This is a genomic window from Paraburkholderia sp. (assembly GCF_035948235.1).
Lineage (GTDB): Bacteria > Pseudomonadota > Gammaproteobacteria > Burkholderiales > Burkholderiaceae > Paraburkholderia.
The window spans coordinates 1-13,900 of sequence record NZ_DASZJJ010000166.1 but is presented as its reverse complement, the minus strand read 5'-3'; the positions used below and the strand labels follow the sequence as shown (position 1 = coordinate 13,900).

Genomic DNA, 13,900 nt, shown 5'->3' with positions numbered 1-13,900 from the left:
CGTTCGCGCCGCCTTTTCCCCGTCGATTCCCGGTTTGCCCTGCTGCAAGGCCAACGCCCCTGCGGTTGCCTCTCTTCGCGAGCCGCGTTTTCGACACTCATTTGCCCATCGACTCGCACCATGGAATCCGCCCGTTCCGGCATGAGCCGCTTCTCTACGCTGCGCAGCGAACTGCTCGCCGGCATCACCTCGTCATTCGCGCTCGTGCCCGAATGCATCGCCTTCGCGCTGGTCGCGCACCTGAATCCGCTGATGGGCCTCTACGGCGCCGTCTTCATCTGCACCATCACCGCGCTGTTTGGCGGGCGGCCCGGCATGATTTCCGGCGCGGCCGGTTCGATGGCGGTGGTGATCGTCGCGCTGGTGGTGCAGCACGGCGCGCAATACCTGTTTGCGACGGTCGTGCTGGGCGGCCTCTTGATGATCCTGTTCGGCGCGCTGCGACTGGGCAAGCTGATCCGCATGGTGCCGCATCCGGTGATGCTCGGCTTCGTCAACGGACTCGCGATCATCATCGCGCGCGCCCAGTTCGAGCATTTCAAGGCGCCCGGCCCGCATGGCATGGAGTGGATGCACGGTCAGGCGCTCGTGCTGATGGTGGGCCTCGTCGCGCTGACGATGGCGATTGTGTTCGTCATGCCGCGTCTGACTAAAGCCGTACCGCCCGCGCTGGTGGCGATCGTCGGCGTGGGCGCAGCGGCGGCGCTGCTGCATCTGCCCGCGCGCACCCTCGGCGACATGGCGCACATTGCGGGCGGCCTGCCCGAGTTCAGCCTGCCGGCCGTGCCGATGAATCTGGAGACGCTGCGCATCGTGCTCCCTTATGCGGTGCTGATGTCGCTGGTCGGCTTGCTGGAGACGCTGCTCACGCTCAACCTCACCGACGATGTGACCAACTCGCGCGGTCAGCCCAATCGCGAATGCGTGGCGCTGGGCGCAGCCAATATCGCGGCGGGGATGTTCGGCGCGATGGGCGGCTGCGCAATGATCGGCCAGACCGTCATCAATCTGGGTTCGGGCGGGCGCGGGCGTCTTTCGGGTGTGACGAGCGGCGTGATGATCCTGCTGTTTATCCTGTGCCTCTCGCCGCTGATCGAGCGCATTCCGCTGGCGGCGCTGGTGGGCGTGATGTTCGTGGTGGCGGGGCAGACCTTTGCGTGGGGTTCGCTGCGCGTGCTGCACAAGGTGCCGCGCAACGATGCGCTCGTGATCGTCGCGGTGACCGTCATCACCGTCTGCACCGATCTGGCGACCGCCGTGCTGTGCGGCATCGTGATCGCCTCGCTGAATTTCGCGTGGCAGCACGCGCGCGAGTTCCGCTGCGAGATGCGCGACGAGCCTTCGGGCGAGCGCGTCTATACGCTGCGCGGCACGCTGTTTTTTGCATCGGCGGCGCAGTTCCAGACGCTGTTCGATCCGGCGCGCGATCCGGCTCAGGTGCGGCTGGATTGCGCGCATCTGCATGTGGCCGATCACTCGGCTATTGCGGCGCTAGAAGCGGTGCAGGCGCGCTACGAGCGCGCGGGCAAGCGCGTCACGTTCGCGCATCTGTCCGAGCGTTGCAGCGGCCTGCTTGCGCGCGCCGAGGTTGAGGTGCGGGTTTCAGCGTAGTCCTAAGCAAACCCGCGACTCAATACAGTCAATAGACCTTGAAAACGCGCCCGGTCTGCACGCCTTCGACGCTGCGCTTATACGCCAGTGCCGCGCGCTTTGCGCTCACGCTTTCAAAGCCGGGGAAGAACGGGCCGTAAGCGTCCAGCGACTCGGTCAGCACGGTCGGGCTGACTACGTTGATGCGGCGGTCGCGGCGCAACTCCGTGGCGGCGGCGCGTACGAAGCCTTCCAGCGCTGCGTTGACGGTCGTGGCGTTCACGCCCTGGGCGATCGGCTCCTCGCCGACGATGCCGCTTGTCAGCGTAATCGAGCCGCCGTCGTTCAGATAACGCTGGCCGATCAGCGCGAGACGTACCTGGCCGAGCAACTTGTCCTGCAGGCCGATATTGAATTGTTCGGTGGTCATCGACGCCAGTGGGCCGAAGTGCAGATGCCCCGCCGCCGACACGATCGCATCCACCTTGCCGACCTCGCGAAACAGCGCCTCGACGCTATCGTCGCGCGTGATATCGGCGCGCAAATCGCCGCTATTGCGGCCCACGGTCACGACGGTATGGCCTTCGCTGAGCGTCTCGACGACAGCACGCCCGACGGCGCCGCTGGCGCCCACTACGATGATCTTCATTTGCGTCTCTCCATGATCGGATGGCGAAAGCGTCACTATGCGCCTGACACCCATGAGAATAAATAGACGATAATTTTGCTCACTTGAAACTCTGGGTTTGCAATCATGGACAGGCTGCGCGCAATGGAAGTCTTCGTGTGTGCGGTGGAGCGCGGCAGTTTCAGCGCTGCCGCGCGCGAACTCGATCTGAGCCCCGTGATGGTCGGCAAGTACGTGCGTCAACTGGAGACGCATCTGGGCGCGCAACTGCTTCAGCGCAATACGCGCGCGCAGAGCCTGACCGACGCGGGCCGGCGCTTCTTTGAGGAAAGCCGCAAGGTGCTGGAGCAACTGGCGCTGGCGGAAGCCTCGGTGGAGAGTCTGCGAGCCGAGCCGCGTGGGCGCCTGCGCATCACGGCGGCGACGACGCTGGGCGCCTGCGTGATCGCACCGCTTGCAGCCGAATACCAGAACGCGCATCCGCAGGTGCGTATCGACCTCGATCTGAGCAATAGCGTGGTGGATCTCGTCGACGAGGGCTTTGATGTGGCGGTGCGCATCGGCGATCTGGATGCGGACCTGAACCTCGTCGCGCGGCCGATCGGGCGCTACCGCATGGCGATCTGCGCATCGCCTGCGTATCTCGTGCGGCATGGCACGCCGCGCACGCTTGAGGAGTTGGCGCAGCACCGGTGCCTTGGGCACTCGGTCTGGGACCGGCGCAATGGCTGGCGGCTGGCGGGAGAAAACCGCTGGCCCGAGGACACGACGTTTCTCTGCAACGACGGCCTCGCGCTGCGTGAGGCCGCGCTGCATGGCGCGGGCTTGTTGTTGCAGCCGTCGATTCTCGTGGCGGACGATCTGGCGGCGGGTCGCCTCGTGAGCGTGCTGGACGACGCGACACCGGCCGGGCGGCCGGTGCACGCGCTGTATCGGCAGGACCGGCAGCCGTTGCCGAAGATACGCAGTTTCGTGCGTTTCCTGGAGGAGCGCGGGAGGGAGTGGCTGGGGTGAGCGCGATGGTCCTAAGTGCTGTACGTTTCGTTGTAGATTTCGCGCAGCCTTACGCCGTCATATGTCCAATGTGGCCCAGGCGCTACGCTATATTCGAGTTCCAGGTCTTTGCGTGTGGCCGCGGTCAATGACATTTCTTCGTTGTCGAAGAGAACCGTACGGGCGCTTTCAACGATTGCCACGTTGCCTGTTTGTACCGATCTTAGCTCTGCGCCAAACGGAATCCCCATCTGTTCGAAGTTGAGATTGGGTCTTCGTACGTTAAGACGCAAGCCCGCGTTCTTTGATTGCTGATCTACCGGTGAGGGCTGATTTTCCACTTCCTGCGTAGTTTCCTCGACGTGTAGCAGTCGAAGTATTGCTACGGCTTGTTCAGGATCGATCTGGAAAAACTCACGCCGAGGGTTGATCCGGTTGGGAGCAAAAGCGAGATGTAACGCCTTTTCGACTTCTTCCGCGTTTAGGACTCTGCACGCGAATTCCAGCTTGAAAGGCACTGGCACGCCAGTAGTGTAGAGCTGTCCGATACGCGCATTGGCGTCGTCTTGAGCTGTGAAGCCAATTTTCACGAGGCCGGGCATGGCCGGATTGGTCAGAACATAAACTATGCACCATTCCATCTGCAGTAGTTCCTATCGCCATTTGCGATTCAGATTAATTCGTAAAGCCGAAAAGTGGGGGGTGAGGCGCTCCTCTATGCAGCGCCTCACTAACTTTTAGAACAGCTTCAACGGCATCGCCACCAGCAGGCGGTACTCCATATTGCTCGGGTCCGAATAATACTTCGAGCCGTGATGCCACATCGCCGTGAACGCGACCTTCGTATCCTTGAAGCGCCCGCTCTGGATCGTGTACGAAGGGATAAAACCGAACTCGTGATGCGAGCCGTGCACCGGCTGGCCGTCCTTCCAGTAGAGGCCATAAAGCTGGCTGCCGGGGCCGTTCGCCGCCGCGCCCGCCGAGCCATCCGCGCCCCAACCCAGCGCATACCAGAGCATCGCCTTCGCACCGGGCAAGCCTGCATATTGCCCGTCGAAGCCATAACGCACCTGGAACGACTTTTCATGCGGCGCGTTGTAGTCCACGTCCATCGAATTGACGAGATAAATGCCGTTGGTCTCGTTCACATAATCGAAGAACTGGTCGCCGAGAATCTGTTGATAGCCGAAAAGCAGCGAATGCGCGCCATGCTGCGCGGCCAGCGACGCGCTATACGCGTTGTTGTTGATATGACCTTCGAGGCCACCGCCCACACTATGGGTCGAGTAGACGTTGGCGAAACCGGTCCATTTGACCGTCGAAACATCGCCGATGCTTTGCTGCACCGATCCGTAGTACTGACGCCAAACGCTATCCGCCTGGTTCGCGAACAGCGACAGGTTGCCGTTCGGGCTGTAATCCCAACTGCCGCCCACATAGCTGAAGCGTTTGAACTTCACGCCGCCATAGGAGGTCGAGAGATCGACCAGATTCGTATGGCCGCGCGGGTCCACCTTGGTGAAACTGCCGCCCTGCAGCACGGTATTGGCAACGTCTTTGCTCACCACCGACACGCCGAGGAAAGTCGGCGGCAGCGCGCGGTTGTCGTGTGGCTCGAAGAACGGGTTATCGGCGGTCATCTGCAGGCCGTATTTGACGACCGTGTCGGACACGCGCGCCTTCACGTCCCAGAGGCCGGGATAGGCCCACGCGAACTGGTTCTGCCCGCCGCCATCCTTGCTGACGTGCACCATATTGCCCGCACCCTGGCCGCCGTCAAACTTGAACGCGCCGTAGAGCGACGCATCCACGCCGAAGCCGATAGGCCCCTGCGTGAAGCCTGAGGTGTAATCGAGCATCGCGCCCTGCGTCCACGCGTGGCGATGCGGGCCGCCCGTGACATCCTGCACGTCCGCGTAATTACGCAGATTGAGCATCAAATGACTATCGCCGATAAAGCCTTTGCTCGCAGCCTGGTCCGACTGCGCCGATGCGGGGCGCGGCGGGTTGTCGGCGCGCACGCTCGTGCTGGGGTTGGTGTCCGGCATCCCGGAGGAGAGCGTTGCCGCCGCATTGGGCTCGACCAGCCGGTCCACGCTGGTCGCGGGCGGCCGCGGTTGCACATTGCTCACGGCAGGCGACGCGCTTTGCGACGACGCATGGGACTTCGGCTTGCGCGACTTTTTCTTGTGTTTGCGCCGTGTTGCGTTCGATGCCGGCGTGCTCGCGGCGGTGGCTGCGCTCACGCCTGGCGCGGTAACCGGATTCGCATCGTCGGCGTGCGCGGACATGGCGCCCAGCGATGCAGCAAGTGCCAGCGCGGCGAACGCGCAGGCGTGTCTCCTGATGGTTGGTGTGTTCTTCATCATCGGTCTCTGATTGTGTTGTCGTTAGAATCGGGCAGTCGATTTGGAATGCCAGGCTGTCTTGTTGCGTCCTCGCGATGCGAGAAGTGGAACGAGGACGCATCAGGCAGTAGGTGTCGCGCCGCTTTCAAACGGGTGCCAGCAGGCGGCGTTCGACTGGCCTTCGCTTGCGCGTAGCAAAGGCGGCGTGCGTGCGGCGCAGCTATCCGAGGCGCGCGGGCAACGCGTGCGAAACGCGCAGCCCGACGGCGGATCGAGCGGCGAGGGGATTTCGCCGCTCAACGGCGCGCCGCGACGCAGGCGCGCAAGCGCTGGATCGGGCACGGGCACCGCGTCGAGCAGCGCGCGCGTGTAGGGATGACGCGCGCCGTCATAGACGGCATGGCAATCGCCAATTTCCATTACGCGTCCCAGATACATCACCATCACGCGATGGCTGATGGTCTTGACCACCGCGAGGTCGTGCGCCACGAACAGCAGCGCCAGCGAGCGCTCGCGTTGCAGGTCGCGCAGCAGATTGACGATCTGCGCCTGGATCGAAACGTCGAGCGCGGAAACGGGCTCATCGCAGATCACCAGCCCCGGATCGCCGATCAAGGCCCGCGCGATGCCGACGCGCTGGCACTGTCCGCCCGAGAACTCATGCGCACGTCGCACCGCATGCTGGGCGTTGAGGCCGACGCGTTCGAGCATCGTCAGCACGCGACGTTCGATCTCCTTGCGGCCGAGATGCGCTGCATGCGTGCGCAGCGGTTCGGCGACGATTTCGCCAATCGACATGCGCGGATCGAGCGAGGCCAGCGGGTCCTGAAAAATCATCTGCACGTCGTGGCGCAGGGCGCCGAGCTGGCGACGCGCGCCCGATACGGTTTCTTCGCCACGCCAGCACACGCTTCCTTTGGCGACGGGCGCGAGGCCGACCAATGCGCGTGCAAGCGTGGACTTGCCACAACCCGATTCGCCGACGAGACCCAGCGTTTCGCCACGCTTCACATCGAATGAGACGCCGTTGACGGCGTGCAGCGTGGCCCTCTGCCATGGCCAGCCACCGCGCGCGACGCGGAAATTCACGCTCAGGTCGCGCACGCTCAACAGCGTTTCCGCTTGTGAGGTAGTGGTCTTGTCGTCCGCGACGGACATGGTGATATCGCTCATACAAAGACTCCCGGTGCGGTTTGCAGCGCGATATCGACTGGCAGATGACACGCACGCGAGCGCGCGCCGTCGTAGTGAAGCTCAGGCCGTTCGGTACGGCAGCGCTCGGACGCATACGCACAGCGCGGTGCGAACGCACAACCCGCGTCGCTGCCGCCGGGCATGGGCGGATTGCCGGGGATCGTGCGCAGCGGCGCGCCCACGGGGGCATCGAGGCGCGGTAGTGCGCCCAGCAAACCGGCGGTGTACGGATGCTGCGGCTGCGCGAACAGTGCGGCGGCGCTGGCCTTTTCGACGGCGCGGCCCGCATACATCACCATGACGTCGTCGCAGAGTTCGGCCACTACGCCCATGTCGTGCGTGATGAGCAGGATCGCCGTGCCGCGCTCGCGGTTCATCTCGCGCAGCAAGGCCAGGATCTGCGCCTGCACGGTCACGTCGAGCGCGGTGGTGGGTTCGTCGGCGATCAGCACGTCGGGCTCCATCATCAGCGCCGCCGCGATCAGCACGCGCTGGCGCATGCCGCCCGAGAACTCATGCGGATACATGCCGATGCGGCGCGCGGCATCGGGAATGCGCACGCGCTCCAGCGCTTCGATCGCACGCTTGCGCGCTTCGCGGCGCGTGGTGTTGCGATGCTGTTGCAGCGCCTCGGTCATCTGCCGCTCGATCGTCAGGAACGGATTGAGCGAGGTCATCGGGTCCTGGAAGATCATCGCGATGCGGTTGCCGCGAATGCGGTTGAGCGCAGCGGGTTTCATGGCGAGCAGATCTTCGCCGCGCAGGTACGCGCGGCCCAGCGTTTCGCCGTTCGACGCCAGCAGCCCGAGCAAAGCCATCACCGTCTGACTCTTGCCGGAGCCCGATTCGCCGACGATGCCAAGCGTGCCGCCCGCATCGAGCGCGAACGACACGTCCTGCACCACGTTGACGCTCGGGCCGTCGCGGCGGCTGAAGCGCACGCCGAGGTTGTTCACTTCGAGCAAGGCCATGTCAGCGCTCCTTGGGATCGAGCGCATCGCGCAGGCCGTCGCCGACGAAATTCACGCAGTAGAGTGTCAGGCACAGCATCGCAGCGGGCCCGAGCAGCAGCCACGGCATGGCTTCGAGCTTTTGCGCGCCGTCCTGGATCAGCACGCCCCAGCTTGTCATGGGCTCCTGCACGCCCAGGCCGAGGAACGAAAGCACCGATTCGGTGAGGATGATGCTGGGCACGGTGACAGTCGCGTAGATCGCGACGATGCCCGCGAGGTTCGGCACGATATGACGTGCGATGATCGCGGCGGGCCGCACACCAATGGCGCGTGCGGCATCGACAAACTCGCGCGTGCGCAGCGACAGCGTTTGCCCGCGCACCACGCGCGCCATGTCGAGCCAGGAGAACGCGCTAATGGTCAGGACAACGAGAGAAAATGCACGGCCGAACAGCGTGACCATCAGGATCGCGATCAGCATGTAGGGAATCGCGTACATCATGTCGACGATGCGCATGAGGATGGCATCCGTGCGCCCGCCTAGAAAGCCCGAAGTTGCCCCGTACACCACGCCGACGAGCGTGGAAACCAGCGTGCCGAGCAAGCCGACTTCGAGCGAAACGCGTCCACCCACCAGCGTGCGCACGAGCAGGTCGCGCCCGAGTTCGTCGGTGCCGAACCAGTGGGCGCCCTGCAGCGTGGGCGCGAGGCCGATGGCGCTCCAGTCGCTATCGGCGGGCGAATTGGGCAGCAGGAGCGGGCCGATGAAGCAGGCCAGCGCGATCAGCACCAGGAGCACGAAGCTCACAAGCGCCGCGCGATGGCGCATGAAGCGCGCGAGCGCCGGTGGCACCCGCCGTGCCGTTGCAGCGCGCTGCGGCACAGTAGAAAGGGTTTTCATAAGCGTCCGATGGCTTCAGTAGCGGATGCGCGGATCGAGCCACGCATAGGCGAGATCGACGAGGAGGTTGAACAGCACGGCGCAGACGGTGGTGAGAACGACGAGGCCAAGCACCAGCGTGTAATCGCGATTGACCGCGCCGTTGACGACCAGTTGCCCGAGGCCTGGCAGCGCGAACACCGATTCGGTCACCACGGCGGCGGTGATCGACGAGATGCACACTGGCCCGAGCAGCGAGACCACCGGCATCAATGCGGGCCGCAGTGCATGGCGCAGGACGATGGTGCGAGCGGGCAGGCCCTTGGCTCGGGCGGTGCGGATGAAATTGCCCGCGAGCACTTCGATCAGGCTGCCGCGCATCACGCGCGCAATCGCGGCCATGTTGATGATGACGAGCAGCGCGATGGGCAGCACGCGATGCGACCAGTCGCCTTCGCCCCAGCCGCCCGCAGGCAGCCAGCCGTTGCCGTCGTGCGTCTTGAGGAGCACGGCGAACACCAGCACGAGCACCGGCCCGAGCACGAAAGGCGGCACCACGTTGCCGAGATTGCCGAGCACCATCACCGCATGATCGACGAGACTATTGCGCCGCACGGCCGCCACCGCGCCGAGCGTGACGCCGCACAGCACCGCAAGCGGAATCGACACGCCGCCAACGCCGAGGCTCACGGGCAGGGTCTTTTTCACGAGGTCGTTGACGGACCAGTCGGCGTAGCGGAACGACGGGCCCAGGTCGCCGTGCAGCAGCGCGCCCAGGTAGTCGAGATACTGCTGCCACAGCGGTTCGCCCAGGTGATAGCGCGCGTTGAGATTGGCGAGCGCGGCGGCGGACATGCCTCTTTCGGTATCGAATGGACCGCCCGGCGTGAGATGCAGCAGCATGAAACAGGCGGTCACGACGGCAAGCACGGTAGGCACGGCCCAGACCACGCGGCGCAGGATGTAGGCGAGCATGTCAGTGCTTGAGGATGTACATGTCTTGCGAGGCGCGCTGATCGATATTGTTGGCGAGCGAATAGCCGCCCACATACGATTTCACGAGACGCGCATTCGAGTACTGGTAGAGCGGCAGCAGCGGGTAGTCATGCATCGCGAGCGCGAAGGCCTGGGTGAGCATGTCGCGGCGTTTGACGTCGTCGGTCTGGAGGTTCGCCTGGGCAACCTGATCGTCGACCTTGGGGTTGCAGAAGCGCTGATCGTTCTGCGGGCTGCCACACTGGATCAGGCCGAAATACGACATCGCGTCGTTGTAGTCAACGTACCAGCCATCGCGTGCGATCTGGTATGCGCCGTCGTGACGCTGCTTGAGCAGCACTTTGTACTCGAGGTTCTCCATCTTCGCGTTCACGCCGAGCTTCGTGCGCCATTCGCTCGAAGCGAACAGTGCGACCTTCTTGTGCAGTTCGTTTGTGTTGTAGGTAATCGTGAAGGTGAGCGGTTTTGCATCCGAATAGCCGGCAGCCTTCAGCAGCCCGCGCGCGGTTTCTACACGCTTTGCCATCGGCCATGCGGCCCATTCGGGCGTGAACGGCTGCGCGCCTTTCGTGCCGTCGACAATCAGACCATAGACGGGGCGCTCGCCGCTTTGCGTGATCTTTCCGGTCAGCAGATCGCGGTCGAGCACCATCGAGAGCGCCTGTCGCACGCGTGCGTCGCGCAGCGCCGGATCGGTGTTGTTGAGCGCGTAGTAGTACGTGCCAATCTGCAGGCCAGGCTTGAGTTCGCTGCCGAACGTCTTGACGAGTTGCGGGTACTGGCCCGACGGCACCTGATACGTCATGTCGATCTGGCCTGACTGGAACATGCGCATGGCCGTTTCGTCGCTTTCGACCGGCATCCATGTCACGCGCGCGATAGCCACATGAGCGTTGTTCCAGTAGTTCGGGTTGCGCACGAGCACGATGCGGTCGTTGGGCCGCCAGTCGGCCAGCATGTACGGCCCGTTGCTCACGAGATTGCCGGGGCGCGTCCAGCTTGCGCCGTACTTTGTCACCGTGGCGCGATCCACGGGCGCAAGCGATGAATTGGTGGTGAGCTCGGGGAAGAAGGGCGTTGGCGCCTCGGTCTTCACTTCGAGCGTGTACGGGTCGATGGCGCGCACACCCAGGCTCGACAGCGGCTGCTTGCCGGCGACAATGGCCTTGGCGTTCTTGACGAACTCGACGGTGACGGTGTAAGGCGAGGCCGTTTTGGGATCGGCCACGCGCTGCCAGGCATAGACGAAATCGGCGGCGGTGACCGGATGGCCGTTGCTCCATTTCGCGTCGTGCCGCAGCGAGAAGACCCAGGTGTCGGGCGCGGTGCGCTTCCAGGAGGCCGCAACGCCCGGCACCGCGTTGCCGGCTGCGTCGATACGTGCGAGACCTTCAAACACGTCAAGCCCGACGAGGTTCGCACTGGTCGATTCGATGTGCGCCGGGTCCAGCGATTCGATTTCGGCCAGCAACTGGCGGGTGATTTCCTGTTTCGGGGCGAGGGTCGTGCCAGCGGGGATCGTGACGGCCTGGGAGGGCGCGGCGTGCATTGCGACGCATAACGCCAATCCAGCGGACTCCAACAAACGCGTAGTTTTCCGCTTCAACATTTTCGTCATACGGTCTCCTGATTAAATGTTATTTGCCGTTCCGGCTTATGGCGACGGCTGGAAATCGCCTGATCGGGCGAACGGGGGCGATTATTGGAATCGCTCCCAGTCCTTGTCAATGAGGGGAGAGCGCCGGGAAAATCGGATTCGTCTGATGGAGAAAGATGGGGATTTTTAGGGCTTGAATTCGCTATCCGGTCTAAACCGTTGATCTTGAATTCTTTATTTTTGAGCCGGCGTGCGGTGCGGAGGAACGGGCAAAAAACGCAGTATCACAGCGCACGGCGAAACGCTTCGCGCTGTGGATATTCATTGCGTTTGGTCAAATCGGGAATCCGCACTTTTCAATGCAGATTCCATGCTCGTAGAGCGAGAGGAGGGAATCAGGCCGAGGCGCGCGTCTTGCGGCGGCGGTTTGTGCTCGTATTCGCGACCGGCAGGCAGGCGCGAACGATGGTTTCCACCAGTGCCTGCAACTCCTCGTGCCGCTCGGCGACCGGGATGTCGAACAGTTCGAATACGCCCGCGCCGCGCAGCGTCGCGAACACCGAAGCCGCGAAGCCCCTAGGATACGGATGATGCTCGCGCAGCTCGGGAAACACGTCGACGAACATCCCGAAGAAACGTTCGTCTTCGACGGTGCGCTTGGTGTCGATGCGGTTGAAAATTGACGGCGTGGCCTTGCAGCCGAAGAACAGGCTCCAGGCGGTCACATAGCTGGTCGCGCCGTAGATATGCGCCCAGGACTTTTCCACGAAGAACTGCGCGCGTTCGCGCAGCGGCAGGGCCGGGTCAGGCCAGACATCGCCAGCGCCGTCTCGGCCGCCTAGCGGCGCCAGCGCCTCGTTGACGAGGCGCTCCATCAGCGCGTCTCGGCTTTCGAAATGATGCTGGAGCGCGCCCAGCGACACCTTCGCGCCGCGCGCGATGGCCTGGAGCGTGGCGCTCTTGAAGCCTTCTTCGCGCAGCAAACGCTGGGCCGATTCGATGATCTTGCGCTGCGTCGCCTCGATGCGCTCGGCCTGGGGGACGCGGGGGCGCCGTTGGGGTGGGGTCTTGGGGTTCGCGTGATCTGTCATACGGATTCGGTAGTCGATTGCTCTCGCGGAGCAGCGCGCCGCAGACATCTATTCCGTTTGGATTCAAGTATCTGGATGTTAACACGCTGATTGAGCATCGGCCTTGAAGCCGCAAAGCGCGGCCGTTTTGCATCTGACGGATATTGATTTCAAATCGCTTTCTGATTTTGTCGTAATTTGACTTAATCAGAACCTCAATCAAATACGTAACTGTTTTCCTCGATTTATGGTCAAGGTCGGGTTTTTATTTTATTGGGGATCGATTAACCTCTCGCCGCGTTTGGCAATCATTTAACACTTTCCAACTGACGTTGCGTCCAACGAGTCAGGCCAAAGAAATTCAAAATTTTCCAATCGAATGATAGTCAATCAGGATGACGAAGTAATGGTTGTGAAAGATCCCGGCCTTTCCGCACTCGTCACGATCGCGCGTTTTCACAATATCGCAGCCGACGCCGCGCAACTCAAACACGCCGCTGCATCGGGCGCCGGAGCGTTCACCGACAAGGATCTCGTGCTCGCCGCGCGTGGCCTTGGGTTGAAGTCGCGCATCGTCACGCTCGACGCCGCGAAACTGGAAACCACGCCGCTGCCCGCGCTCGTGCTCGACCGCGAAGGCAAACATTTCATCCTCGCCAAGACTGACGGCAAGACCGCGCTGATCCTCGAAGCAGGTGGCGCAGCGCCCGTCGTCAGGCCGCTCGACGAGACGCTCGCGCGCAGTGCCGGCCAGATGCTGTTGTTCGCCTCGCGCGCCTCGCTTGCGGGTGAACTCGCGCGCTTCGATTTCTCGTGGTTCATTCCGGCGATTGTGCGTTACCGCGAGCTGCTGCTGGAAACGCTGGGTGTATCGCTGGTGCTGCAACTCTTCGGCCTGGTTTCGCCGCTGATGTTCCAGGTCGTGATGGACAAGGTGCTCGTCAATCGCACGTATTCCACGCTGAACGTCGTGTGTATCACGCTGCTGGTGGCGTCGGTGTTCGAGGTGCTGCTCACGGGTCTGCGCAACTACGTGTTCGCGCATACGACGAACCGCATCGACGTGGAACTGGGCGCGCGCCTGTTCCGCCATCTGGTGGCGCTGCCGCTGGGTTATTTCGGCGCGCGCCGTGTTGGCGACACGGTGGCGCGCGTGCGCGAACTTGAGAATATCCGCAATTTCCTCACGGGCCAGGCGCTCACCGCTGTCATCGATATTGCGTTTTCGTTCGTGTTTATCGGCGTGATGTGTATTTACAGCGGCTGGCTCACGCTGCTGGTGGTCGCGTCGCTGCCGGTTTATGGCGCGGTTTCGGGGCTGCTGGTGCCGGCGTTTCGTGCACGCCTGAACGAGAGGTTTGCGCGCGGCGCGGATAACCAGTCGTTTCTCGTCGAATCGGTGTCGGGCGTCGAGACCGTCAAGGCGATGGCGGTCGAGCCGCAATTCATCCGCCGCTGGGAAACACAGCTGGCCGCGTATGTGAGCGCGGGTTTTCGTGTGAACCAGCTTGGCAATGTCGGGCAGCAGCTCATTCAGCTGGTTGGCAAGCTCGTGACGCTCGGCACGCTGTTTATCGGTGCGCGGCTCGTGATTGATGGGCGGCTCTCCGTGGGCGAACTGGTTGCCTTCAACATGATGTCGCAACGCGTA

Annotated in this window: 12 protein-coding genes; 3 read left to right on the top strand and 9 right to left on the bottom strand. The window is 63.2% G+C overall.

The genetic code is table 11. The features are described from left to right. Window positions 1-120 precede the first annotated feature (120 nt). The gene (locus tag VG320_RS14720; protein WP_327200838.1) at window positions 121-1,611 is read left to right on the top strand and encodes a SulP family inorganic anion transporter; all 1,491 of its coding nucleotides are present in this window, start codon (window positions 121-123) and stop codon (window positions 1,609-1,611) included. A gap of 28 nt (window positions 1,612-1,639) precedes the next feature. On the opposite strand, the gene VG320_RS14715 is transcribed toward VG320_RS14720, so the two are convergent. Then, window positions 1,640-2,293, bottom strand: coding sequence for a short chain dehydrogenase (locus VG320_RS14715; RefSeq protein ID WP_327200837.1), 654 nt, complete (start codon window positions 2,291-2,293; stop codon window positions 1,640-1,642). A gap of 51 nt (window positions 2,294-2,344) precedes the next feature. Between VG320_RS14715 and VG320_RS14710 the strand changes: the two genes are divergently transcribed. Next, complete coding sequence (locus VG320_RS14710; RefSeq protein WP_327200836.1) at window positions 2,345-3,232, top strand: LysR family transcriptional regulator; 888 nt, start codon at window positions 2,345-2,347, stop codon at window positions 3,230-3,232. 11 nt (window positions 3,233-3,243) lie between these two features. Here the strand turns inward: VG320_RS14710 and VG320_RS14705 are convergent, their stop codons facing one another. The 8 genes from VG320_RS14705 to VG320_RS14670 form a co-directional block, all read right to left on the bottom strand. Continuing rightward, entirely contained in the window at window positions 3,244-3,852 is a 609-nt protein-coding gene (locus VG320_RS14705) for a GIY-YIG nuclease family protein (protein ID WP_327200835.1), read from the bottom strand. A 96-nt stretch (window positions 3,853-3,948) separates the two neighbouring features. Next, window positions 3,949-5,580 (bottom strand): OprD family outer membrane porin, encoded by a 1,632-nt coding sequence (locus tag VG320_RS14700; RefSeq protein ID WP_327200834.1) that lies wholly within the window; start codon window positions 5,578-5,580, stop codon window positions 3,949-3,951. 99 nt (window positions 5,581-5,679) lie between these two features. Further along, window positions 5,680-6,732, bottom strand: a complete 1,053-nt coding sequence (locus VG320_RS14695) for an oligopeptide/dipeptide ABC transporter ATP-binding protein (RefSeq protein ID WP_327200833.1) — start codon at window positions 6,730-6,732, stop codon at window positions 5,680-5,682. Beyond that, window positions 6,729-7,724, bottom strand: coding sequence for an ABC transporter ATP-binding protein (locus VG320_RS14690; protein WP_327200832.1), 996 nt, complete (start codon window positions 7,722-7,724; stop codon window positions 6,729-6,731). Before VG320_RS14690 ends, VG320_RS14695 begins: the two co-directional genes overlap by 4 nt. A gap of 1 nt (window position 7,725) precedes the next feature. Further along, on the bottom strand, window positions 7,726-8,607 hold the full coding sequence (locus tag VG320_RS14685; RefSeq protein WP_327200831.1) for an ABC transporter permease: 882 nt from the start codon (window positions 8,605-8,607) through the stop codon (window positions 7,726-7,728). Window positions 8,608-8,622: 15 nt separating this feature from the next. Next, a complete protein-coding gene (locus VG320_RS14680) occupies window positions 8,623-9,561 on the bottom strand; it encodes an ABC transporter permease subunit (protein WP_327200830.1) in 939 nt (312 codons plus the stop codon). Window position 9,562: 1 nt separating this feature from the next. Further along, window positions 9,563-11,131 (bottom strand): peptide ABC transporter substrate-binding protein, encoded by a 1,569-nt coding sequence (locus VG320_RS14675; RefSeq protein WP_327200829.1) that lies wholly within the window; start codon window positions 11,129-11,131, stop codon window positions 9,563-9,565. Between the two features lie 443 nt (window positions 11,132-11,574). After that, on the bottom strand, window positions 11,575-12,270 hold the full coding sequence (locus VG320_RS14670) for a TetR/AcrR family transcriptional regulator (protein ID WP_327200828.1): 696 nt from the start codon (window positions 12,268-12,270) through the stop codon (window positions 11,575-11,577). A gap of 385 nt (window positions 12,271-12,655) precedes the next feature. Between VG320_RS14670 and VG320_RS14665 the strand changes: the two genes are divergently transcribed. Beyond that, a partial coding sequence (locus VG320_RS14665; RefSeq protein WP_327200827.1) for an ABC transporter transmembrane domain-containing protein occupies window positions 12,656-13,900 on the top strand: 1,245 nt, incomplete at its 3' end.